This is a genomic window from Pedobacter arcticus A12 (genome assembly GCF_000302595.1).
In the GTDB taxonomy this organism is placed as follows: Bacteria; Bacteroidota; Bacteroidia; order Sphingobacteriales; family Sphingobacteriaceae; genus Pseudopedobacter; species Pseudopedobacter arcticus.
Genome location: NZ_JH947126.1, coordinates 413,246 through 435,739, shown reverse-complemented (window position 1 = coordinate 435,739; position 22,494 = coordinate 413,246). Strand labels below are relative to the sequence as shown.

At 35.4% G+C, this 22,494-nt stretch carries 18 protein-coding genes and 1 other RNA gene; 6 read left to right on the top strand and 13 right to left on the bottom strand.

The genetic code is table 11. The features are described from left to right. Window positions 1-2: 2 nt before the first annotated feature. The 3 genes from B176_RS0108940 to B176_RS0108930 all read right to left on the bottom strand — a co-directional run bounded on the left by B176_RS0108940 (window position 3) and on the right by B176_RS0108930 (window position 3,456). Window positions 3-674 (bottom strand): helix-turn-helix transcriptional regulator, encoded by a 672-nt coding sequence (locus B176_RS0108940; protein ID WP_017258463.1) that lies wholly within the window; start codon window positions 672-674, stop codon window positions 3-5. 393 nt (window positions 675-1,067) lie between these two features. Then, window positions 1,068-2,006: a hypothetical protein gene (locus tag B176_RS0108935; protein WP_017258462.1), complete on the bottom strand. Its 939-nt coding sequence runs from the start codon at window positions 2,004-2,006 to the stop codon at window positions 1,068-1,070. A gap of 4 nt (window positions 2,007-2,010) precedes the next feature. Then, entirely contained in the window at window positions 2,011-3,456 is a 1,446-nt protein-coding gene (locus B176_RS0108930; protein WP_017258461.1) for an MBOAT family O-acyltransferase, read from the bottom strand. A 216-nt stretch (window positions 3,457-3,672) separates the two neighbouring features. Between B176_RS0108930 and efp the strand changes: the two genes are divergently transcribed. Continuing rightward, complete coding sequence (gene efp, locus B176_RS0108925; RefSeq protein ID WP_017258460.1) at window positions 3,673-4,233, top strand: elongation factor P; 561 nt, start codon at window positions 3,673-3,675, stop codon at window positions 4,231-4,233. 167 nt (window positions 4,234-4,400) lie between these two features. Here efp and B176_RS0108920 read toward each other — a convergent pair whose 3' ends face one another. Both B176_RS0108920 and B176_RS19280 read right to left on the bottom strand, forming a co-directional pair. Continuing rightward, window positions 4,401-6,032 carry an ABC-F family ATP-binding cassette domain-containing protein gene (locus tag B176_RS0108920; RefSeq protein ID WP_017258459.1) on the bottom strand — a complete coding sequence of 544 codons (1,632 nt, stop codon included), beginning with the start codon at window positions 6,030-6,032 and terminating at the stop codon, window positions 4,401-4,403. A gap of 368 nt (window positions 6,033-6,400) precedes the next feature. Then, window positions 6,401-7,438 (bottom strand): helix-turn-helix transcriptional regulator, encoded by a 1,038-nt coding sequence (locus B176_RS19280; protein ID WP_017258457.1) that lies wholly within the window; start codon window positions 7,436-7,438, stop codon window positions 6,401-6,403. Window positions 7,439-7,618: 180 nt separating this feature from the next. Here B176_RS19280 and B176_RS0108905 point away from each other — a divergent pair, with 180 nt between their 5' ends. After that, complete coding sequence (locus tag B176_RS0108905) at window positions 7,619-8,317, top strand: hypothetical protein (RefSeq protein WP_154647933.1); 699 nt, start codon at window positions 7,619-7,621, stop codon at window positions 8,315-8,317. Between the two features lie 388 nt (window positions 8,318-8,705). Here the strand turns inward: B176_RS0108905 and galK are convergent, their stop codons facing one another. Beyond that, entirely contained in the window at window positions 8,706-9,863 is a 1,158-nt protein-coding gene (galK, locus tag B176_RS0108895) for a galactokinase (protein WP_017258454.1), read from the bottom strand. Window positions 9,864-10,033: 170 nt separating this feature from the next. On the opposite strand from galK, the gene B176_RS0108890 reads away from it, so the two are divergent. After that, window positions 10,034-10,921 carry an AraC family transcriptional regulator gene (locus B176_RS0108890; RefSeq protein ID WP_017258453.1) on the top strand — a complete coding sequence of 296 codons (888 nt, stop codon included), beginning with the start codon at window positions 10,034-10,036 and terminating at the stop codon, window positions 10,919-10,921. Window positions 10,922-11,265: 344 nt separating this feature from the next. Next, window positions 11,266-12,552 (top strand): citrate synthase, encoded by a 1,287-nt coding sequence (locus B176_RS0108885; RefSeq protein WP_017258452.1) that lies wholly within the window; start codon window positions 11,266-11,268, stop codon window positions 12,550-12,552. Window positions 12,553-12,642: 90 nt separating this feature from the next. Here the strand turns inward: B176_RS0108885 and B176_RS0108880 are convergent, their stop codons facing one another. The 7 genes from B176_RS0108880 to B176_RS0108855 form a co-directional block, all read right to left on the bottom strand. Continuing rightward, window positions 12,643-13,242 carry a YqaA family protein gene (locus tag B176_RS0108880; RefSeq protein ID WP_154647932.1) on the bottom strand — a complete coding sequence of 200 codons (600 nt, stop codon included), beginning with the start codon at window positions 13,240-13,242 and terminating at the stop codon, window positions 12,643-12,645. Between the two features lie 298 nt (window positions 13,243-13,540). Beyond that, window positions 13,541-14,944 carry a sigma-54-dependent transcriptional regulator gene (locus B176_RS0108875; protein ID WP_017258450.1) on the bottom strand — a complete coding sequence of 468 codons (1,404 nt, stop codon included), beginning with the start codon at window positions 14,942-14,944 and terminating at the stop codon, window positions 13,541-13,543. 103 nt (window positions 14,945-15,047) lie between these two features. After that, window positions 15,048-15,440, bottom strand: an RNA gene (gene rnpB, locus B176_RS20305) — RNase P RNA component class A. 95 nt (window positions 15,441-15,535) lie between these two features. Then, window positions 15,536-15,958 (bottom strand): c-type cytochrome, encoded by a 423-nt coding sequence (locus B176_RS0108870; RefSeq protein ID WP_026063237.1) that lies wholly within the window; start codon window positions 15,956-15,958, stop codon window positions 15,536-15,538. Then, entirely contained in the window at window positions 15,955-16,608 is a 654-nt protein-coding gene (locus tag B176_RS0108865; protein WP_040540219.1) for an SCO family protein, read from the bottom strand. The genes B176_RS0108870 and B176_RS0108865 overlap by 4 nt, the downstream gene beginning before the upstream one ends. 193 nt (window positions 16,609-16,801) lie before the next feature. After that, window positions 16,802-19,096 (bottom strand): ATP-dependent helicase, encoded by a 2,295-nt coding sequence (locus B176_RS0108860; RefSeq protein ID WP_017258447.1) that lies wholly within the window; start codon window positions 19,094-19,096, stop codon window positions 16,802-16,804. A 90-nt stretch (window positions 19,097-19,186) separates the two neighbouring features. Further along, on the bottom strand, window positions 19,187-20,593 hold the full coding sequence (locus B176_RS0108855) for a tetratricopeptide repeat protein (RefSeq protein ID WP_017258446.1): 1,407 nt from the start codon (window positions 20,591-20,593) through the stop codon (window positions 19,187-19,189). Window positions 20,594-20,823: 230 nt separating this feature from the next. On the opposite strand from B176_RS0108855, the gene B176_RS20940 reads away from it, so the two are divergent. Together B176_RS20940 and B176_RS0108845 are read left to right on the top strand one after the other, a co-directional pair. After that, entirely contained in the window at window positions 20,824-20,973 is a 150-nt protein-coding gene (locus B176_RS20940; protein ID WP_017258445.1) for a hypothetical protein, read from the top strand. Between the two features lie 72 nt (window positions 20,974-21,045). Continuing rightward, the gene (locus B176_RS0108845) at window positions 21,046-22,416 is read left to right on the top strand and encodes a dipeptidase (RefSeq protein WP_017258444.1); all 1,371 of its coding nucleotides are present in this window, start codon (window positions 21,046-21,048) and stop codon (window positions 22,414-22,416) included. The last annotated feature ends 78 nt before the right edge of the window (window positions 22,417-22,494 follow it).

The window sequence follows — 22,494 nt, the reverse complement described above, 5'->3', positions numbered from 1 at the left end:
GGTTAGATCAAGTCAAAAGCTCTTGCGTATTTGGTCAATTCAAAGAAAGAGTTTGTCCCTAGTTTTTTTCTGATATTTTTTCGATGCGTTTCCACAGTTTGCGAAGAGATAAATAATTTTTCTCCACAATCTGTAGCGCTTTCTCCTTTTGCTAGGTATTTCAATATTTCAAGTTCGCGTGAAGTGAGTTTTGAAAAAGTATTGATATTTGCTTTTAAAAAATTGTTCTCTTCTAAGATCTTTTCCGCTTTTAAAGACATGGTGTGCATGGTATCAATTGGAATTGATTGGGTAATTATTAGAACGGGGTTTTTAAGATGATCACGCATAAATATGCGGGTGCTGCTCATGTGCCAAGTCCATTCCTCTTGTCCATTTATTTTAACTTGCTGAAAATAAGACACACATTCATCATCATTATTCCTTTCTAGCAAGCCAAGTATTTTAGGAATATAGTCTTCAGCATCTTCTGGATTAAAATACCTGCCATAGTAATCGTCTTTCCCTAAACTTGTTAGCGTGTTTAAATCTATATCCAACTCTTTTAGCCCTCGTTTGCACATCCATAAAATAGAAGCGTCTTCTATTTTATGCACCATAGTAATACACGGCGACAGTTCCGAAAACTTCTCAATTATTAACAGTTGAGCTTTTGCTTTTTCGTTTAGATCCATGTGAAAGGCATTTGCCTCTAAAATGGGTAATTTGTTTTACATATCTACCCATTTTTGGGTAGATATGTAAAATAGTTTAGAATAGGGATTGAAAATTAGGGCTTTTAACTCCTGTTTTAGGTTAAAGTAATATGGATTGAAAGCCAAAAAGAAAAGACGACCATTTTTCTTTTCTTAAATTGTTTTTTTTAAATCTAAACCCAATCATAATCCCGCTTTAAATCCAGCCCACGGACCGTCAATTTTCATTTTTGCACCTTTGCTGTTAACGTCTGTTTTGGCAAATACCTGTTACAGTTTTTAGTTTAAATGTTGCATAAACATCATAACCTTAACTTATCAAAAACACTAAGAATTGGGTATTTTAAAATCCAGATATTATTAATATAGAGATTAATGAAGCAGTGTGCTGTTATGGTAAATGTGGGTTCTTAAATCTTCGATCAATTTTTTAGTTCTAATTTCACGACCGTTTTTATTAAGGTGATAAACAGTGTCGTAAAATAAAGGATCATTAAAAATATAAGCTTTAGGCTTGTCTAAAAACTCAATCTCGGGTAAGTTATTTCGTAATTTTACATCTAGTGCTTCAATTCTTTCTTTGTTTTTACCCACGTACTCAGATTTAGGGTAGGGTGGGTAACTGATGAGAACGCTTACTTTACTTTTTTTACACTTTTCAGCAAAGTCCTTTAGCAATCGTAACGAATGGCTAAGCTCTATCGGCTTAATTGGTTTACGATCAATCAAAGTTGGAGGCGGGGTTTTGTTTAAATGTCCCAGATTATCTCCGTAAATATTAAATCGTTGCCTATTGAAAACTGGGTCAACTCTAAAATCATCAGGTGTAAAGTATTTTTTAAACTTTTCATAAACACCCTCTAAAGTTTCTTTGGGTGTAAAATGATAGTACACTTTAGTATTTGGGTCTATTTCTTGCATAAACTGGATAAGGTCAATATCCGGATTAAAATCGTCAAGATATAGTGGATACTCAGGAATCAACACGATAACATCGCCTTTCTTCATCAGATGCGCAGCTTGGTTCAGCATAAAAGTTAAACTCAAACCTGCGTGTAAACCTAAGTTTGCAACTTTTACAGGGAGTTTTTCTTCTATTAGTTTGGAGTTTATGCCAAAAGCAAGGTTTGAACCTCCTACAATAATCATACGATTACTATCCAAGCTATTCAATCGAGCTTCTTTATCAATCAGCGTAGCTAGGTAATCTGTTTTTAGATCGTACTTGCGCTTAAAGTTAAATGCGAAATAGAATACCACAACAGCAATAAGCAAAAGAAATATAGCAGATTTTATAAAAAACTTTTGCATAAACTTAAAATTGGAAGTAAATGAATTGTTTATCGTCAAAAACTCCTGTTAACAATATAACCATCACCAGTATAAAATAAACGAACCATCGTAAAACCATATGCGATTTTAGAAACTTAGTGGTGATATTGTATTTGTCTTGTAGGTAATGTACCGTTTCTAAAAAGATGATTAAAAATATAGGCCAAGCTTTATTGGTTCCTAAGTATTCAAAAACAAGATTTCCATGCATGAAGTCGCTACACATTTGAGGCAGGCCATTGAATATATTTGTTAAAATATACATAGCGATGTGCAAATTGTCGGCTCTAAAAAAAATCCAGGCAATACCCACTAAAATAAAGGTTGTAAGTGATGCTAGTAATGGGATTTTATCTAAAAAAAGTCTTTTGCTTACCTGGTTTCGGAATTTCTCTGTTACGCTGCCAAAGATGATATAGAAGCCATGTAAGGCACCCCAAATTACAAATGTCCAATTTGCGCCATGCCATAAACCGCTCACTAAAAACACGATAAATATGTTTAGATACCATCTTGGTATAACCACTCGGTTCCCGCCCAACGGAATGTATAAATAGTCTTTAAACCAAGTAGAGAGGGAAATATGCCAACGCGTCCAAAACTCATTAACACTTTTTGATTGGTAGGGACCATTAAAATTTTTCATCAAAGTAAAGCCCATTACCCTTGCTGCACCAATTGCCATATCTGAATAGCCCGAAAAATCACAAAAGATCTGGAAAGCAAAAAATACGGTAGCGATAATTAAACTAGAGGTAAGGTGTGCTTCCGGATTGTTATAAACCGTATCTACAATAATAGATAAACGATCTGCGATAACTACTTTTTTAAATAAGCCCCAAAGCATTAAGCGTAGGCCACTGGTGATACGGTCATAATCAAAATCGTACTTTTGTCTAAACTGATGTAATAAGTTTTGAGGTCTTTCAATTGGCCCTGCAACCAATTGTGGGTAAAACATCACGTACAAGGCATATATACCGAAATGCCGTTCTGCTTTTTGATGGCCGCGGTAAACTTCAATAGTGTAACTCATGGCCTGAAAAGTGTGGAAAGACAAGCCCACAGGCAGTAAAATGTTTAGATATGGGATAGGATCTTTTAAACCAAAGCCATGCATTAAAAATGCAAGGTTATCATTTAAAAAATTATAATATTTAAAAATGCATAATACGCCAATATTGGCAATTAAGCTGATAATGAGCCACCATTTTCTTTTTTTACCTTGAGCGTTTTCTATAAATATCCCTGCGTAATAGTCAATAACAATAGTAAATCCTAGTATGAGGATGTATATCGGCACAAATGCCATGTAAAAATAGCAACTAGCTGCCAGCAGTAAAAACCAACGTTTGTTATAGGGTAATGTAAAGTAAAGGCTGGTGACAATTATAAAAAAGATTAGAAACTGGAAAGAGTTAAAAAGCATTTCTTTTAAATAATTGTTGTTTTACGGTAGATTTTTAAGTTTCCAAATATAGTATTTAAAACTTTTATTGGAAATAGAAATATTAATGTTGCTATTTTGATGTTTGTTTTCGGTAATAAATAAAATTCTATCTGAAATTACGGATTATAACTTAAGTCTTTTACGTTTGTACTATAACTGATATTATCTATTTTTGCAATCCAAAGAAATAACATTATGGCTAAAGCTGGAGATTTAAAAACAGGAAACGTAATTCGCTTCAACGGCGAGTTGGTTACAATTGATGAGCTGATACATCGTACACCTGGAAAAGGTGGTGCTTTTTATACTGGTAAGATGCGTAGCATTAAAACTGGGAAAATTATTGAGCTACGTATGCGTACAGATGAAGAAGTAGACATATGTAGAGTAGAAACTAACGATTACCAATATCTTTATGAAGACGGTGACTATTATGTGGTGATGGATAATGTAAGCTTTGAACAATTTAATGTTCCTAAAACGTTGTTCGGAGATTCTGCCCGTTTTTTAAAAGAAGGAATGAATGTGCTAATTTCTATGGAGAGCGAAGAGCCAATTATAGCGAAAGCACCTAATAATGTGGAGTTAGAGATTGTTTACACAGAACCTGCAGTTAAAGGAGATACATCTACAAATGCTTTAAAAAACGCAACGGTTGAAACGGGTATCGAAATTAAAGTGCCAATGTTTGTAAACCAAGGAGATAAAGTACGTGTTGATACAGCAACTGGTGCTTACATTGAGCGTGTGAAGTAAGCTGAAGGCTTAAAGCGGAACGCTGATTTGCAAAGTTTATATTCGTTCAATTTTTGAATGAAAAAGATCTAAAATAATTCAACAAAACAAAAAAGCAAACTTTTCAGTTTGCTTTTTTGTTTTGAAGTAAATATATGTTCGTTTTCGGCTTTCTGCCTTTAGCTTATCTAAACCAATTCGCCGTAAAGCGCTAAACGTTGTTCTTTAACTGTTGCGTTAGTGATATACTCGTCATAATCCATCAGCTTGTCTAAAACACCTTTCGGTGTTACTTCAATTACTCTGTTTGCAACGGTTTCTGTTAATTCATGATCTCGTGATGTAAATAAAATAACACCTTTAAAATCAGTCATACCGTTGTTTAATGCGGTAATAGATTCCAGATCTAAGTGGTTGGTAGGTTCGTCAAACAATAAAACGTTTGGTGCTTCCAACATCATTTTAGAGAACATACAACGCATTTTTTCTCCTCCCGAAAGCACACTTGATTTTTTAAAAACCTCTTCTCCAGAAAATAACATTCTGCCTAAAAAGCTTCTGATAAAGGTTTCGTCTTTTTCATCTTTAGAATACTCACGCAACCAATCTACCAAGTTGTCATCTTTTCCTTCAAAATAATGATGATTATCTATCGGTAAGCTTGCAGGAATCACGGTTACACCCCACTTGAATTCGCCTTTATAATCAGTATCACGTCCGGCTAAAATATCGTGTAATGCGCTAGTTGCTAAAGAATTTTGCGAAAGCAAAGCTACTTTATCTCCTTTATTAATGGTAAAGCTAATGTTTTTGAAAAGTGTTTCGCCGTTAACTACTTTGCTTAAGTTTTCAACCTGTAAAACCTGATCGCCTAAATCGCGACCCATTTGGTTAAACATAATTGCTGGGTATTTACGGCTTGATGCTTTGATCTCGTCCACATTGATTTTATCCAAAGCCTTTTTACGAGATGTTGCCTGCTTGGATTTTGACGCATTTGCCGAAAAACGACGGATAAACTCCTGTAATTCCTTGATTTTGTCTTCTGCTTTTTTGTTCTGATCAGAACGTTGACGCAAAGCCAGCTGTGACGACTCGTACCAGAAACTATAGTTACCCGTGTAGATATTCATCTTGCTGAAATCGATATCAACAATGTGCGTACAAACGGTGTCTAAAAAGTGCCTATCGTGAGAAACCACCAAAACTATATTTTGATAATCGGCTAAGAAGTTCTCTAGCCAACCTACGGTTTCAATATCTAAATCGTTGGTAGGCTCATCTAGTATTAAAATATCAGGGTTTCCGAAAAGAGCCTGTGCTAAAAGTACCCTTACTTTCTCGTTACCATCTAAATCTTTAATTAATTTATAATGCTTGTCTTCTTTGATTCCTAAATTGCTCAATAAGGTAGCCGCATCATTCTCTGCATTCCAGCCATCCATCTCTGCAAAAACATTTTCCAGTTCGCCAGCTCTTAAACCGTCGGCTTCCGTAAAATCTTCTTTCATGTAAATAGCATCTTTCTCTTTCATGATGGCGTAAAGCTCTTTCCAGCCCATCATTACGGTTTCTAAAACCGAGAACTCATCAAATTCATAATGATTTTGGTTTAAAACCGCCATCCGTTCGCCGGGAGTAAAGCTGATTGAACCGCTTGTTGGGTCAACCTCTCCAGCCAATATTTTCATAAATGTAGATTTCCCTGCACCATTTGCTCCAATAACTCCGTAGCAATTTCCCTGTGTAAATTTGAGGTTAACGTCCTCAAACAATGTACGTTTTCCAAAACGTAATGATAAATTTGAAACTGTAATCATAATTAGCGCAAAGGTAAGGTTTATGTGTTACAAATTTTAAAGCGCAAAACATTAAAAATGTAATTGATAATTTGCTGACAATTGTACCAAAAAATAAGGCTAGGGGATATTACACGATGGTTTTTTTTGAAATCATTTTTCTGATCAGCAATACAGCTAGTAAGCCGAACATCAACCAAAAACAAATAAGGGCAATTTTAGCCAATGTTGTATTGCTACTCACGTAGGCTAATAAAAAAGAAACAACAGTTAAGGATGCAACAAGGTAAATGAAACGCATTAAAAATAATTTTCATCTAAATTAAATGCCCCGGATTATGAGGATTTATAAATGCTTTTTTAGACTATTTTTAAATGCTATAAGTACATTAAGCTTGTTCTTTTTTTGAGTTTTTGATGATTTTTCCCGAAAACTCTTTTGGGTTTACCTGATATTTAGCTTTGAACAGTCTGGAGAAATAACTTTTGTTGGCAATGCCAATATTGTTGGAGATTTCGCTAATGTTAAGTTCGCCAATCATCAATTGGTCGCGGGCATACTCTAACCGCAGTTTGTTTAGATAGTTGTTAACCGTTAGGCCGAAAGTGTACCTAAAACCCTCTTGTAATTTACTAGGATTTGTACCTATTTCTTTTGCAAGTTCTGCAATGGTTAACGGTGAACTTAGGTTTTGTTTAAGTAAGCTGGCTGCCTTTTGGATATTACCCAATTCAGATTTTCTTAGAATCTGTCGTTTAGGCTCTTTTTTCCTATCGTCTTGGTAGTCTTGTATTTGGATGCTTAAAATCTCGTTTGATTTGCCTTCCAAAAACAATCTTCGTGTAAAACCATCAAGTCTGGTAGTTTTGATATGGTCAATACAATCAGACATGGCCATGCTGTAATTGCCGTGATAATAAAAAAGATTACGAGCATTTAAATCTCTAAATAGCTTTCTAAGATTTACATCAACATGGTTTAAATCACAGTCGATTTTCTTTTTAAACTCTTTCCTGCTAATCTCCAAGCTGTTTAAATGAATGTTTGTGTTTCTGGGGAAAATCAAAATATGCCCGTTTTTGGCTGTGCTTGCAACAATTGCCGTTTGGAACTGGTCTATGGTTTGTAGCGTATTCTTTTCTTCGAACTGGTGTTTGATTGCCCCTTCAGAACAGTAAATAAACTTTAAAGGATGCGTTTGATTGACCGAAAAATGGATTTTTAGCGAGCTTTTAAAGAAACAACGATACTCCAACAGTCCAAAGCCGTTATCGAAATTTATTCCTCTGATAAATCCAGATCCAAATTGTTCTGGAATATTAATTTGATATTCATGACAACGGTTAAAATAAACCGTATCAAACGCCTCTGCAAGGTTCGCAATTACATCCTTTAAAGGCAAAGATTTTACAAATATTTCTGTCATACAAATTCAAATAAAGCCGAATTTATAGATAAAAAATGGATTTAAATTTGGCGATTTTTGATTTGAATAAATTTTCAGAGTTAAGCTTTGGCTTGCAATAATTGCTGAATTCTAATCCAAGTCGATTGATTCAATTACAAAAATAAGATCTATTTTTGTTACTTATTTTATGCATAGATAATGAAAAAACTAGTCGTCGTTTGTTTCTTCGTTTTATTTTCTTTGTTGTCTAACGCTCAAGAAACCGTTAGAATTGAGTTTTACAACAACTCGGCAGGCGATTATGACCTGATGATAAAAAAGGTATTGGAATTAAACGGCTATACAGCCTTTGTCAACTATGGCAACAACAATAAGAACGCAGATTATGTTCTTAAATATTATACCCAAGCAAGAGAAAATTATGATGAATTGCAAAGTTTTCGATTTGAATTATTTACTGCGACCGATAGTTTGAAAAACCGAGTAGATAAAGATATTTCTTACTTTAACTTAGGTATTAATGAGCAAAAAGAAATATGTAAAGGTTTAAGTAAGCTTTTTAACAAGAGCTTTGCTGTTGATAGCTTTAAGAAAAAAAAAGAGGTTAAGTATTTCAATATTCAGTTTAATGTACACAAGCTGGATTCGGCAATCTATGCCATCACTGCTAAGGGAGCTGCAGTTAGATCTTTAGAAGCGGTAACAGTGGCTTTTAAGGAAAAAGCATCACAATATCTTGCTTCATATGACTACTTTGTGGCAGATACAGTTTATACTTACGGAGCTGGTTACAAAGGTTTTAAAGTGTATGGGGTTATCAAGTCTCCTACAAATTTGGATAAAATAGAACAACTGTCCGAACCGCCGATAGTTTTTGTTGAAGAGTTTTTTAAATAATAATAGCGATAGACCCTACTCATATTTACAGTTAAAAAGAATTGTAAAAGGCATAGGAGCTAAGCACCCTGCGGGAAGCTGTGTTTGTAATTTCAGCAATTCCGAAGCAAAGAAGAATATCAGATAGATCAGTGTTATCTTTGTCCAAGCAGAGTCTCTTTTTTTAGGGACTCTGCTTTGTCTTAGTGTGCCTTTTTTACTTTTAGCTTGTAGCAGTCCTTTTGTATTTAGGTCACCCTCAGGTATGTTTTTTAACAAAGATGAAAAATCATTAGTGAACGCATAAGAGCAGTATATCTTAGATTTACCGTTCCATCAGCTCGTAAGTTGCCAGCTAGTATGTTTAATCTTTTATGTGGGTAGATGCTCTTCAAAATAAAAACTTATTCTACTTTATAATGTGCGTTCCATCTTCTATTTGAGTGATATAAACATTCATTCCAATGTTCATTTTATTAAAATAAGCTTCTTTGATTCGTTGTACAATTCCTTCAAGTTGGTCTTCTTTTACTAAAGAAATTACACAGCCTCCAAAACCACCACCCATCATTCTTGCACCTAAAATACCATCTTCTTTTTTGGTACATGACACTATAAAATCAAGCTCAGGGCAACTCACTTCATAAAGTTCACTTAGTCCGGCATGGGTTTCGTACATTTTTTGTCCAAAATCAGCAATCTTATTTTGCTGTAAATCTTGGCAAGCAGCTAGTAAACGGTTATTTTCTTCCACAACGTATTTACATCTGTCGTAAATATCATTGCTTTCGTTGGCTAAACATTCTTCAACCATCTCTATTGTAGCATCACGTAGTGTTTTTACTGCTGGATATTTCTTTTGGATAATGGAAACTCCTTCGCTGCACTGGCTGGTTCTAACGTTATATTCTGATGATGCTAGCGAGTGTTTTACCATGGAATCAAACAATACAATTTTAATTCCTTCTAACTCAAACGGAACGTATTCGTATTCTAATGAACGGCAGTCTAATTTAACCACGTGGCCTTTTTTGCCAAAAACACTGGCAAACTGGTCCATAATTCCACAATTCACACCCACAAACTCGTTTTCGGCCTTTTGCGCCAATTTTACCATTTGCATCTTTTCTAGCGATAACCCGAAAATTTCGTTCAGCCCGAAAATGGTTGCACATTCTAGCGCTGCAGATGAAGACATTCCAGCACCCAAAGGCACATCTCCAGAAATAACAGCATTAAAGCCGCTCACATGTTTATTGATTTTTTGTAACTGCTCAACAATACAAATTACATAATTTGGCCAGCCCTTGTCTGAATAGTTAAGTTTTGAAACCTCTGTGGTGTAAGATTCATCTAAATCTGCTGCAACCACAAAAATAGTGTCATCATCGCGTTTGGAAATCGCAATATAAGCAGCCTTATTTATCGCAGCAGGCAATACAAAGCCCATGTTATAATCGGTGTGTTCGCCAATTAAGTTTACCCTACCCGGAGAACAAACCACCAACGGCTCTTCATTAAAGGTTTTAAGAAAAATGCTTTTCACAAGAGTTTGCGGATCGTTCATTGTATAGTTTTACGTTTTATGAAGGTTAAATGGTTGATTATAAATTTATTCGAAATTCAATGCCAGCAAGGTATCATATGTGTAAAATAATAAACTAGATTATTTTATGATAATGTTGGATTATTTTATTACGTTTAATTTCTGCTTTTAGCAGTCAATAGCAAATTACAATGGCAAAAAAAAAACAAGGTTTTGCAGGGCAACGTATCATTGAGCTTTCAAAAGAAGCGATAGGTGGCTATTGCGCTAAACACCCCTCGTTTAAAAATGGCTATTTTACCAAGGTCGGCTTTTTTCCGGATGCGAAATATCAATTTATCGAAGAAAATGACGGTAGAGCGGAATACGTACTCATTTACTGCGTAAAAGGTTATGGTGTAGCAATTATCGATCATAAAATATTTCATATCTCACCTGGCGATTTCTTTCTGATTCCGTCAAACACTCCGTTTTCGTATTACTCAGATAAAATTAAGCCTTGGACAATCTATTGGTTTTTTTTTAAGGGCGAAGCTATTCAAGAAATAGCAGATTTGTTCGTTAAATCAGCCAAGTCATACAAAGGGTATCTGCCTTATAATGATGAACGTGTTAAGCTTTTTAATAAAATTTATAAATTTTTGGAGCAAGGCTACGGGAAAGAGAACCTCATTTTAATCAATATGTGTTTGCTAAATTTGATATCATCTTTTGTGTTGATTACAGCAGATATTAGTATCAAAACGGATAAGTTTCAGCTTATCATCAATAGCAGTATGCAGTTTATGAAAGAGAATATCGAAAACAACCTCAATCTAAATCAGCTTGCAGCTAATGTAAACCTTTCTGTGTCTCATTTTTCTTCCGTTTTTAAACGGATCACTGGAGTTTCGCCGATGAATTATTATAATGATATTAAAATTCAAAAGGCCTGTGAATATTTGAAGTATAGCAACACTTTGGTAAAAGAAATATCTTACAAATTAGGGATTTTTGATGTTCACTATTTTTCAAGATTGTTTAGTAAAACCATGGGCATAACGCCATTAAAATATCGGTTACATCATCGGTCAATTTAGTTGGAACCTTTTACTTATTTTGCTGTTTTGGCGCTATTGTTATCACTTTTTTGCTAAATAAAGCGCACTTTTTATAAAGTGACTATAATTATGTTTATTTCTGCCAAGTGTTTACATTCGAATTTTTTATTATTAATTTTAACCTTATATTAATTACCAAAATAACAATCAAATAACCGGTATTCTTGTTTATATACTCAATTTAAAAACTTTTATTAGCGATTTTTGTTGAAATAGTGTTAAAAAAACCATTTTAAACATAAAATAGGGGTTATTTATTTGGTTATTGATGGTTGCTTATTCACATAATTATTTAAATTTGTAGCAAAGCGAAATATTACTTTATGTCAGAAACTGCCCAACTTATACTAGACGGAATTACTTACAATTTACCAATTGTTGAAGGTACTGAAAACGAAAAAGCTATAGATATAGCTAAACTTAGAGATCAAACAGGTTATGTGACATTAGATAGTGGCTTTAAAAACACAGGCGCTACTAAAAGTGCAATTACGTTTTTGGATGGAGAAAAAGGTATTTTAAAATATAGAGGCTACGGAATTGAACAGTTAGCAGAAAAATCAACTTTTTTAGAAGTTGCTTATTTGCTTATTTATGGTTCTTTACCAAACCAAACGCAGATACAAGATTTTCAACATCAGATTAGCCGACATACATTGGTTCATGAGGATATGAAAAAGTTTTTTGACGGATTTCCGTCAAAATCTCACCCGATGGGGCAACTATCATCCCTAGTATGTTCATTATCTGCTTTTTATCCAGAATCTTTAGATCCACAAGCAACAAAAGAAGAGTTTGACCTAACAATTATCAAATTGTTGGCTAAAATGGCAACAATAGTTTCTTGGATTTACAAAAAATCTTTAGGCCATCCGGTTATTTATCCCAAAAATAAATTGGATTATGTAACCAACTTTCTGAATATGACTTTCGGTCAGCGGACGGAAGAGGTAGTGATAGATGATGTGGTTGTAGACGCCATGAACAAGCTTTTGATTTTACATGCCGATCATGAACAAAACTGTTCAGCATCTACGGTAAGAATAGTTGGTTCTTCTGATTGTAATTTATATGCTTCTATATCTGCAGGTTGTTCGGCGCTTTGGGGACCGCTACACGGCGGTGCTAACCAAGCGGTAATTGAAATGCTTGAAAAGATAAAGAATGATGGTGGCGATGTTGACAAGTGGGTTAACAAAGCAAAAGATAAAAATGACACATTCAGGCTGATGGGGTTTGGACACCGAGTTTATAAGAACTTTGATCCGAGAGCAAAAATCATTAAAAAGGCTTGTGACGATATTTTAGAAAAATTAGGAATAAATGACCCTGTTTTAGATATAGCTAAAAAATTAGAAGAAGTAGCTTTAAGCGATCCTTATTTTGTAGAAAGAAAATTATACCCTAACGTAGATTTTTATTCAGGAATTATTTACAGAGCATTAGGTTTCCCTACAGAAATGTTTACGGTGTTATTTGCTTTAGGCCGTTTACCAGGATGGATTGCACAATGGAAAGAGATGAGAGAGAACGGTGATCCGATTGGTCGTCCACGCCAGATTTACGTTGGCGAAAACGACAGAGAATACGTTGATATTAGTAAGCGATAAAAGCTTTTACTTATAAAGTAAAAATCCCTTTTCTAAAAAAGAAAAGGGATTTTTTTATGTGTCTGTTTTAAAAAGGCTATACGGAAAAATTTAGATTACACTAAAAATCACAAGTGCGTAAATATAAAAGCGTAAGAATCTAAAAAGCGCCCAAAGTAAATAGTGTTTAAAATTGTATTTGATTAAACCGCAGGCAAAACTCACAATAGAGTGAGGCAAAGGCAACATTGCGCCAACCACCACAAAAATACTTCCCCATTTACGTAAGTTTTTAATATGTACTGCAATTTTATTTTCAATATAGTTTTGGACTGCAGGTATCAAAAAGGTTACTTTCCCTAAGTAATAAGCTGTTATGCCGCCTAAATACGAAAGTGTAGCTAAACCCGTAAGGTAAAGCCACGGATGACTCATTTTAGAGCTCCACGCTATAAAAATTTCGGGTGGTAAAAGACCTAGAATAGTCTCAGAAATATAAAATATAATTAAAATAGTTTCTCGTGAGTAATTGTTTACCAACGAAGCAAATATTGCTTTTGTATCCAAAAAGAAATAATCAACAATAATAAAAAGCACTACAAAAACAGCTATAGTAGCACCTCCTTTTATAGCGGTGCTTTTTAAAAAATCGTAAAACTTGGTTATTTTATAATAGCGGTTAAGCGCTACCATCTTATTTCTTCTGCTCAAAATTTTCTACTGTAATTTTATATCAAACTATATTGAGGTGTGTTTTATTGTTCTCAAATATAATTTATATTTCGATTTAAAATCAATTGATAATACATATTAGGTACTTATTCTTTTAATCTGGAAATTACTTAGAATCTGAGAAGGATTGTTGATAATTTGGACGTTTTAACACGCTATATCTTTTTCGTCCTATTCTTCGACTCCTTTCGGTATGACGTGGTGGTGAGTATAAATTAAAACAAAAGCCCTCCATCCATTTACGGATGAAGGGCTTACAAATATATAAACGAACAATTTATTCTGCTCTTTTCAAACCGAATTTATCAATCTTGCTGTATAAATGACTTCTTTGTATTTCTATATCTTCTGCGGTTTTTGATACGTTCCAATTGTTTTTTTCCAGTTTAAACTTGATAAATTCCATTTCTGCATGGTCTTTAAAGTCTTGGAAATTAGAGAAACCCTCATAATCAAATCCTTTAGTCGGAGCTGAACTCTTAGTTTCAAAGGCGTTTTCTGGGTTATAAATACTTCCGGTTGGGTTAGCAAAAGTTCTTACATTTTCTTCGGTAATTGTTTTGTCGCTCAAAATGATCAAACGTTCAATTACGTTTCTTAGCTCCCGAATATTACCGGTCCAAGGCAAAGATTTTAATGCGCTAAAAGCTTCGGGACTTATTTTTTTAACCGGCATATTGTACTCGTTGCAAATTTCTTCACAGAAACTTTGAGATAAAAGTGGAATATCTGAGGTTCGCTCTGCCAAAGGTGCAACGTGGATATGAATTACATTTAAGCGGTGGTATAAATCCATCCTAAAATTGCCAGCTTCAATTTCTTTCAACAGATCTTTATTTGTTGCGGCAATTACTCGAACGTTTACGTCTATCTCTTTTTCGCCACCTACGCGTGTAATTTTATTTTCCTGTAAAGCTCTTAGCACTTTGGCTTGCGCCGACGGACTCATGTCGCCAATCTCATCTAAGAAAATAGTACCACCGTTAGCTTGTTCAAACTTTCCGATACGTTGCTTAATTGCCGATGTAAAAGAGCCTTTCTCATGCCCAAACAGTTCAGATTCTATCAGCTCCGATGGAATTGCAGCACAATTTACCTCAATTAAAGGAGCGCTTGCTCTGCTTGATTTCTCGTGTAACCAACGGGCAACCAATTCTTTACCGCTTCCGTTTGCGCCAGTTACCAATACTCTAGCATCTGTAGGGGCAACTCTTTCGATAGTTTCCTTAACTTTTGCAATAGCCGGAGATTCACCCAATATTTCACGGGTTTTTGATTTGGCAACTTTTTGCTTAAGTACTTTGGTTTCAGTGACTAAAGTCCCTCGGTCAAGAGCGTTACGTACAGTAATTAAAAGCCTATTTAAATCTGGTGGTTTAGAGATAAAATCGAAAGCACCTTTTTTGGAAGCTTCAACTGCTGTTTCTACCGTTCCGTGACCGGATATCATAATAAACGGAAGATCAGGATGCGAGAGCTGAGCACTCGTCAATACTTCCATTCCGTCCATACGATTCATTTTTATATCACATAAAACCAAATCGTAACCGATGTTTTTAATCATCTCTAAACCATCAGCACCGTTGTCTATATCGTCAACTTTATAGTCTTCGTATTCTAAAATTTCCCTTAGTGTATTTCTGATTGCTCTTTCGTCGTCAATGATTAAAACTTTAGCCATAGTAAATTATTTGTTTGTTAAAAGTGTATATAATTTTGGACAATTTATGGGTTTAGGAAACAAAAAAAGTCCTGCAAATTGTTGCAGGACTTCAAAATGCTTGTAATAATGCAAATTTGTAAGCCGGGTTCTGTCATCCCAAAACAATTCAGGATGTCTCTATCATTTATCTTGCCATAATATCGCTATTACAGTCTAACGATCTACCCTTCCTGATAGTGATTGAACACAGCGGAACGAGTCGCTCCGGCGTTCAGGATTTATTTGACCTTTCAACTCCTGAGGTTTACCACGATGCATGTCGCCATACAAAGTCGTGAGCTCTTACCTCACGTTTTCACCCTTACTATGCCGAGGCATAGCGGTTTATTTTCTGTAGCACTTTCTGTCGCTCTATTACAAAACGCCTTCCCGTTAGGAAGCAGGATACTCTGTGTTGCCCGGACTTTCCTCCGCCCCAAAATTAATTCGAGGCCGCGATAGAGCCATTTGCGTTACAAAGATAAGGATTTATGCAGGCAAAAAGCGAACTGCAGTAAGCCAAAAGCTAAAAAATGTTTGGCCCTGTATGCTCTTTAAAAGTCAAGTTACTTAATCACACTTCCTTAAATTTTTTTCTACTTCTGATAATTCATAAATTCCTTGGTTGTTGCCGAAAGTATTGGTGATGTAGGTCAGTAACTTAGCGATTTCTATAGGTGCTAAATGGGTTTCGGCAGGCATAACGCCATCATAAGTTTTCCCATTGATTACAATGGTGTCTTTGAGCCCGTAAACTATAAAGCAGGCTAGCTTTTCGCGATTGTTTTTTAAAAATGTAGTGTCTGTTAAAGGTGGAATAAGTGCTTCTAATCCTTCTCCATCATCCATATGGCAATTACTGCAATGGGTCTTGTAAAGTGCCGATCCGCTAGAATAGTAACTTTGGTACTTGATGGTTTCCTCGTTACATGCGTTCAAGAAAATGATGATCACTAATCCACAAAAAAAGAATGGAAGCAACAGTCTTCTCATTTTTTTACCGATTTATACTCATTGAGCAAAATGTCAATATCGTTGGTTAAATTTTCTACCTGTTGTTTGTCAGTACCATCATAAGCACCTCTAATCCTTCGGTCTTTATCTACCAAAATAAAATAACCCGAGTGTTCCACTCCGCCCGGGATGTCGGCGTTTTCCTGGGCATAATTCATATAGCCATGTCTGGCGATATTATAAACAGTATCCCGATTACCTAACAAAAAACTCCACTGTGTGCCTTCAACGCCAAGTTTATTTGCATATTTCTTTAAAACAGGGATGGTATCATGTTTAGGGTCAATCGTGTGTGATAAAAAACGAACTTCATTATTTCTCTTGTATTTTTTGTAAACAGAGAGCATGTTTTTGCTCATGATTGGGCAGATTGAAGGGCAGCTGGTGAAAAAGAAATCGGCAATATAGATGCTGTTTTTTAAAGAATCGTTATTAATGACCACACTGTCCTGATTTACGAAACTAAAGTTGGGAATGGTTTGGTAAAAAGTGTCTATCACTAGTTTTCCGCCCTCCATTCTGTCAATCGTTTGCATCTCTCCTAAAAAAGGTAATCTTTTCCCGTTTTGGCTACATGAAAAGAGTAGAGTGCTTATTGATAAAATGGTGATGTATTTTAAAAATTTCATAATTTTAGTTAATTGAGCTCATTTAGTTTATTAGTTCATTGAGTCATTAGACTTTGTATTGAGGGTAGTCTGTTCATGAGTAGATTTGCTTTGAAAATCAGCAATGAGAAGTTTTTATAATAGAAAAATCGTCAAGTCTAGCTTCTTATATTTCACTACTCACTACTCACTACTCACTACTCACTACTCAAATCTAAATAATCCTCAACTTAGCGAATTTTAGTAACAATTGCTTCTGTCCAATCTCTTTAAAAAAGATGGTTGCTTTGATGTCTTGCTTGCTTCCTTCTAAAGTTAAAACTTTTCCATAGCCAAATCTTTCGTGTTCAACCTCGTGACCAACCTGTAAATTAGACGTGTCGCTAGGAGCAAAGCCCTCACTTGGAACATGCGCTTTAGCCAATAATGATGTTGTTTTTAAAGGCTTGGCTGCAGGTTTTGGTTTCGAGTAAACATCGCCTTGCGCTTGTGTGAAACTTGATTTGCTTTGCCATTGCGAGCGTTCATCGTCGAAACCGTCTTTATTTGAAGAAGATGCTCTTTTTGGAGTGTCAATTTCTAAGTATCGGGTGTCAATCTCGTCTAAAAAGCGAGAGGGTTCACAATTGATTAAAGTCCCAAATTTAAATCTTGATGTGGCATAACTGACGTGTAGTTTTTTCTCGGCTCGAGTTACTGCTACGTAAAATAACCTGCGTTCCTCTTCCAAATCGGCTCTAGAATTTAAAGCCATTTGCGAAGGGAATAGATTTTCTTCTAATCCCACAATATAAACCTGTGGAAACTCTAATCCTTTGGACGAGTGAATGGTCATCAGAGAGACCGTATCGTTGTCGTTACCCTTGTCTTTATCGTCATTGGTGAGCAAAGCAACATCCTGCATAAAAACATCTAAACCACGATCTTCAATATCCTCACGTTCCGAAAACTCCTTAATTCCGTTTAACAATTCCTGAATATTCTCGTATCTACTAACACCTTCTACAGATTTATCATCATATAAATCTTTCAATAAGCCAGATTGTTGCGCAATGTGCAAGGCCGTGTCGTATGCAGTATTGGTTTTTGCAGTTACCGCAAAGCTTTGAATTGCAGTTGCGAAATTACCAACTGCTACCGCTGCTCTGTTCTCTAAATATTGTGGTGCATCACAGATGATCTCGAATAAGGTTTTGTTTTCGGTGCCGGCTGCTAAAATGATTTTATCTAGGGTGGTTTTTCCAATGCCACGAACTGGATAATTGATTACCCTCTTAAAAGCTTCTTCATCAGCTGGATTAAAAGTAAGCCTAAAGTAGGCAATTAGATCTTTGATTTCCTTGCGTTGGTAAAAAGAGGTTCCTCCGTAGATTTTGTAAGGAACGCCTAACTTCCGCAACGCTTCTTCCATGGAACGCGATTGTGCATTGGTACGGTAAAGAATGGCAAAATCTACCCAGTTTAAGGATTTGTCTGCCCGTTCCTGAGCGATGGATTCTGCTACCTGCTTACCTTCTTCATTATCGGAAAAAGAGCGACTGATTTTTATTTTATCGCCAGTCTCGTTATCAGAGAATACATTTTTCTCTAACTGATTTTTGTTATTGGCTATAATGCTATTTGCAATGTTTACGATATTTTGCGTGGAGCGGTAATTCTGCTCTAATTTGAAAACCTTAACATCGGGATAATCTTTTTGAAAGTTGAGGATATTTTGGATGTTTGCACCCCTAAAGGCGTAGATACTTTGCGCATCATCACCAACCACACACAAATTCTCTCTAACTGCGGCCAATTTTTTTACAATCAGATATTGGGAAAAGTTAGTATCCTGATACTCATCCACCATCAGGTATTTGAATTTCTGCTGGTATTTATTTAATACCGAAGGATGTTCTCTCAGTAAAACGTTTGTTTTAAAAAGTAAGTCGTCGAAATCCATAGCACCAGCTTTAAAGCAACGGTTAACGTAGGTTTCGTAGATCTTTCCCAGAAAAGCTCGTCCAGATGTAAAATCATCTGCTTGGATTTGCTCATTTTTTTGATATTCGGCTACAGAAATCAGGTTATTTTTAGCCATTGAGATACGACCGTAAACATAGTTTGGATGATAAAGCTTGTCATCTAAACTCATTTCCTTTAAAATAGTTTTTACTAGGCTTTTACTGTCGTCTGTATCGTAAATGGTAAAATGGTTTGGGTAGCCAATGTGGTGCGCTTCCACCCGGAGTATTTTAGCAAAAACAGAGTGAAAAGTACCCATCCAAATGTTTTTAGCTTCGGCACCAATTACCGTAGTGATACGGTTACGCATTTCTTTTGCGGCTTTATTGGTAAAGGTTAGAACTAAAATATGGAATGGGTCAACCTTTTTTTGAATAAGGTGCGCAACGCGGTAAGTAATTACCCGGGTTTTTCCTGATCCGGCGCCTGCAACAATCATTACTGGTCCTTCGGTTTGCTCTACAGCTTGTCTTTGAGTTGGGTTTAATCCTGCTAAATAATCCAAATTGTATCCTGTTTTAAGAAAAAGCAAAAGTAAAAAAAATGAGGCGGAGATTTTAGTTCCGCCTCATTTTAAGTTCTTAACAAACCTAGGTTAGCTTAAGCCTTTTCTGCTCGAATCATGTAAGGCCTCGTTTATTCCCATAATTTGTTCATCTATATCATCTACGCATTTTTTTATTTGTGGCGCAACTTCTGCACTTTCCACAAGTTTATCTTCCACCAACATCATTAATCCTTTTAGAGTTGCAACTGGACCCCTGATTTGGTGGGAGAGGTGAGAGGAATATTCGGATAATTTTTGATTTTTGATGATGAGATCTTTTGTTCTTTCTGCGATAAGCTCTTCCAACTGATGGTTAATTCTATCGACGTTATTTTTTTGCCTAATTACTTCTTCATTAAGTATGGTAAGCTTTTCATTGGATGTTTTTGATTTTCTATTGGTTTTTACCAATAAAAAGATAACAAAGAAACAAAGTATAGCAACACTGCCAATCGCCAAGGATAGGTTCTTTGCATTTCGCTGGGCTTGGATCGTGAGCTCATTTTCTTTTTGGGTTTGCTGTTGCTTTATGGTTTCTTGGATGAGGTTGATGTTGGAAGTAATCGTTTTTGTGTAGTTTATGCTATCAAGTATGTTTATTTCTCTTAAATAATAGAGCGCCTTTTTGTAGTTTTTCCGTTTCTCCTCTAATTTATAGCTGATAAAAGTTAAATCGTATGTTTTTTTTTGGTCACTGGTTAATTTTGAGAGCGCAATCCCTTCTTTGATGTATTCTTCCGCCTTTTTGAAATTATTTTTCTTCATATATATTGAAGCCAACGTCATATTCATTCCAGCTATAGTATTGTTTAATTCATGTTTTTTTGCTTTTTCATGGGCATCAAGTAATAATTTCTCGGATTGCTCTAAATTATTTAGATGGTAGTGGATCACGCCCATGTTCTGTAAGCTTAGGGTAGTACCGACTGGATTATCGATTTCAGTAAATACGCGATTACTTAATTCAAAATATTTTAAAGCGGTATTATACTGCTTTTTGCGGTAATAAGTATTTCCTATGTTCATGTAGCTACCGGCAATCAAATCTTTTTTATTATATTTTTTAGCAATTTTTAAAGCCTTCTGATAATAACCTAACGTTACATCGTAATCTATTTCTGTCCATAAGTTACCGATATTGTTCAATACTTTTGCTTCGCCCAGTTCGTCATGGATATACTGAAACTGTTTCATAGCAAGAAGATAACGGTTTAATGCGGAGTCTTTTTCCGTCAAATAATAAAACCCTATTCCAATCACCCGGTTAGCTTCGGCAATTTCTTTAGTAAGATTCAGCTCAGTGGCTATTTCATGTGCCTGTTTTCCGATAGCTACCGTCTTTTTAGGGTCCGTTAAGCGAATATCATAGGCTTTTTTATTTAATGCTTTAGCCGTTTGTTCGTCGTGTTTTATAGCCTGTTGCTGAAATCCTTTTGCGCAGCAACAACATAACATGATGACTAGGAGTATTTTGTAGCGCATGAATAAGTTAATTCAATTGAGATTTAAAGGTATTTATAAAATTTTAATTTATAACCAATTCTATAAAATACATACAGAATTTAATTGAAACGTAATAATTTTTTAATTGAAACGGGATATTGTTTTTTTGTATATGAATATTTCGTTTAAAATAAATTTACCTTAACATTTGTACTGTATTCACCATTAAAAGTTTCAAAAACATGAAAAAGATATTAGTAGCATTATTAATTGTTAGCGCAATAGGCGTAACATCTTGCAAAAAAGATGCAGAAACAGCACCAGTAAAAACTTTAAAAGTAAATGGGTCAAGTACTAACCTTAACAGAAACGATACAAGTACTTGGGACTAAACCACCTCCTCTATACTTTAGTTATAAATTAGCTAAAGTATAAAATCATATATTTGCATAAACACGTATTTTATGCAAGTAGTAAAAAATTATATTGAGCAAAACCGTCAACGTTTTCTTGACGAATTGTTTGAGTTATTGAGATTCCAGTCTGTGAGTGCAGATCCTAAATATAAAGGTGATGTGCTTAAGACTGCAGATTTTGTTGCCGAGAAACTTAAGGAAGCAGGTGCAGACCAAGTTGAGGTTTGTACAACAGAAGGCTATCCGATTGTTTACGGTGAAAAAATAATAAATCCGAATTTGCCAACGGTTCTGGTGTACGGACATTACGATGTACAACCACCGGAACCGTTGGAACTTTGGCATACGCCACCTTTTGAACCAACCTTACGAGACGGAAAAATTTACGCTCGTGGAGCTTGTGATGATAAAGGCCAGTTTTATATGCATGTAAAAGCTTTCGAGCTGATGATGCAAACTGAAACATTGCCTTGCAATATCAAGTTTATGATTGAGGGCGAAGAAGAAGTGGGTTCTGATAATTTGGGGAAATTTGTAGCCCAAAACACCGAGCGTTTAAAAGCTGATGTTGTTTTGATTTCAGACACTTCCATGTTGAGCATGGAAAATCCATCCTTGGAAACCGGTTTACGCGGATTATCCTACATGGAAGTTGAAGTTCAAGGACCAAATAGAGATTTGCACTCTGGTGTTTATGGTGGTGCAGTTGCAAACCCCGCAACAATTTTGTGTCAGATGATTGCATCTCTGCATGATGAAAATAACCATATTACCATTCCGGGTTTTTATGATAATGTAATTGTACTTTCCGAGGAAGAAAGAAAAGCATTAAATGATGCTCCATTCGATTTGGAAGAATACAAAAAAGATTTAGGAGTTGATGCTGTTTGGGGTGAGGATGGTTATTCTACAATAGAACGCACAGGAATTAGACCAACTTTGGAGGTTAATGGTATTTGGGGCGGTTATACGGGGCCAGGTGCAAAAACAGTTTTACCTGCTAAGGCCAACGCTAAAATCTCCATGCGTTTAGTTCCCGGTCAGGATTGGAAAAAAATATCAGACCTTTTTAAATCACATTTTGAAAGTATTGCTCCAAAATCTGTAAAGGTAAGTGTGATAGCACATCATGGTGGTACGCCTTATGTAACTCCTGTAGATTCTATAGCTTTTAAGGCGGCTTATAAAGCAATCGAAGATGCTTTCGGGAAAGAGCCAGTACCAACCAGAGGCGGAGGAAGTATTCCTATTGTTGCATTATTTGAGCAAGAATTAGGCATTAAAACAGTATTAATGGGTTTTGGTTTAGATAGCGATAACCTGCACTCTCCAAACGAAAAATATGATGTTTTCAATTACTATAAAGGAATAGAAACTATTCCCTTGTTTTATAAGCACTTTACGGAGTTGAGTAAGTAATAACCATATTTTTTAGCATATTTTAATTTTAAAGACAGCGCCAATAAGCACTGTCTTTTTTTGTTTTGCATCTTTTTT

What these genes read in the sequence shown, in the direction of transcription:
- B176_RS0108940 (WP_017258463.1), bottom strand. Translation starts at nt 674, where the DNA reads ATGGATCTAAACGAAAAAGCAAAAGCTCAACTGTTAATAATTGAGAAG.
- B176_RS0108935 (WP_017258462.1), bottom strand. Translation starts at nt 2,006, where the DNA reads ATGCAAAAGTTTTTTATAAAATCTGCTATATTTCTTTTGCTTATTGCT.
- B176_RS0108930 (WP_017258461.1), bottom strand. Translation starts at nt 3,456, where the DNA reads ATGCTTTTTAACTCTTTCCAGTTTCTAATCTTTTTTATAATTGTCACC.
- efp (WP_017258460.1), top strand. Translation starts at nt 3,673, where the DNA reads ATGGCTAAAGCTGGAGATTTAAAAACAGGAAACGTAATTCGCTTCAAC.
- B176_RS0108920 (WP_017258459.1), bottom strand. Translation starts at nt 6,032, where the DNA reads ATGATTACAGTTTCAAATTTATCATTACGTTTTGGAAAACGTACATTG.
- B176_RS19280 (WP_017258457.1), bottom strand. Translation starts at nt 7,438, where the DNA reads ATGACAGAAATATTTGTAAAATCTTTGCCTTTAAAGGATGTAATTGCG.
- B176_RS0108905 (WP_154647933.1), top strand. Translation starts at nt 7,619, where the DNA reads ATGAAAAAACTAGTCGTCGTTTGTTTCTTCGTTTTATTTTCTTTGTTG.
- galK (WP_017258454.1), bottom strand. Translation starts at nt 9,863, where the DNA reads ATGAACGATCCGCAAACTCTTGTGAAAAGCATTTTTCTTAAAACCTTT.
- B176_RS0108890 (WP_017258453.1), top strand. Translation starts at nt 10,034, where the DNA reads ATGGCAAAAAAAAAACAAGGTTTTGCAGGGCAACGTATCATTGAGCTT.
- B176_RS0108885 (WP_017258452.1), top strand. Translation starts at nt 11,266, where the DNA reads ATGTCAGAAACTGCCCAACTTATACTAGACGGAATTACTTACAATTTA.
- B176_RS0108875 (WP_017258450.1), bottom strand. Translation starts at nt 14,944, where the DNA reads ATGGCTAAAGTTTTAATCATTGACGACGAAAGAGCAATCAGAAATACA.
- B176_RS0108870 (WP_026063237.1), bottom strand. Translation starts at nt 15,958, where the DNA reads ATGAGAAGACTGTTGCTTCCATTCTTTTTTTGTGGATTAGTGATCATC.
- B176_RS0108865 (WP_040540219.1), bottom strand. Translation starts at nt 16,608, where the DNA reads ATGAAATTTTTAAAATACATCACCATTTTATCAATAAGCACTCTACTC.
- B176_RS0108855 (WP_017258446.1), bottom strand. Translation starts at nt 20,593, where the DNA reads ATGTTATGTTGTTGCTGCGCAAAAGGATTTCAGCAACAGGCTATAAAA.
- B176_RS20940 (WP_017258445.1), top strand. Translation starts at nt 20,824, where the DNA reads ATGAAAAAGATATTAGTAGCATTATTAATTGTTAGCGCAATAGGCGTA.
- B176_RS0108845 (WP_017258444.1), top strand. Translation starts at nt 21,046, where the DNA reads ATGCAAGTAGTAAAAAATTATATTGAGCAAAACCGTCAACGTTTTCTT.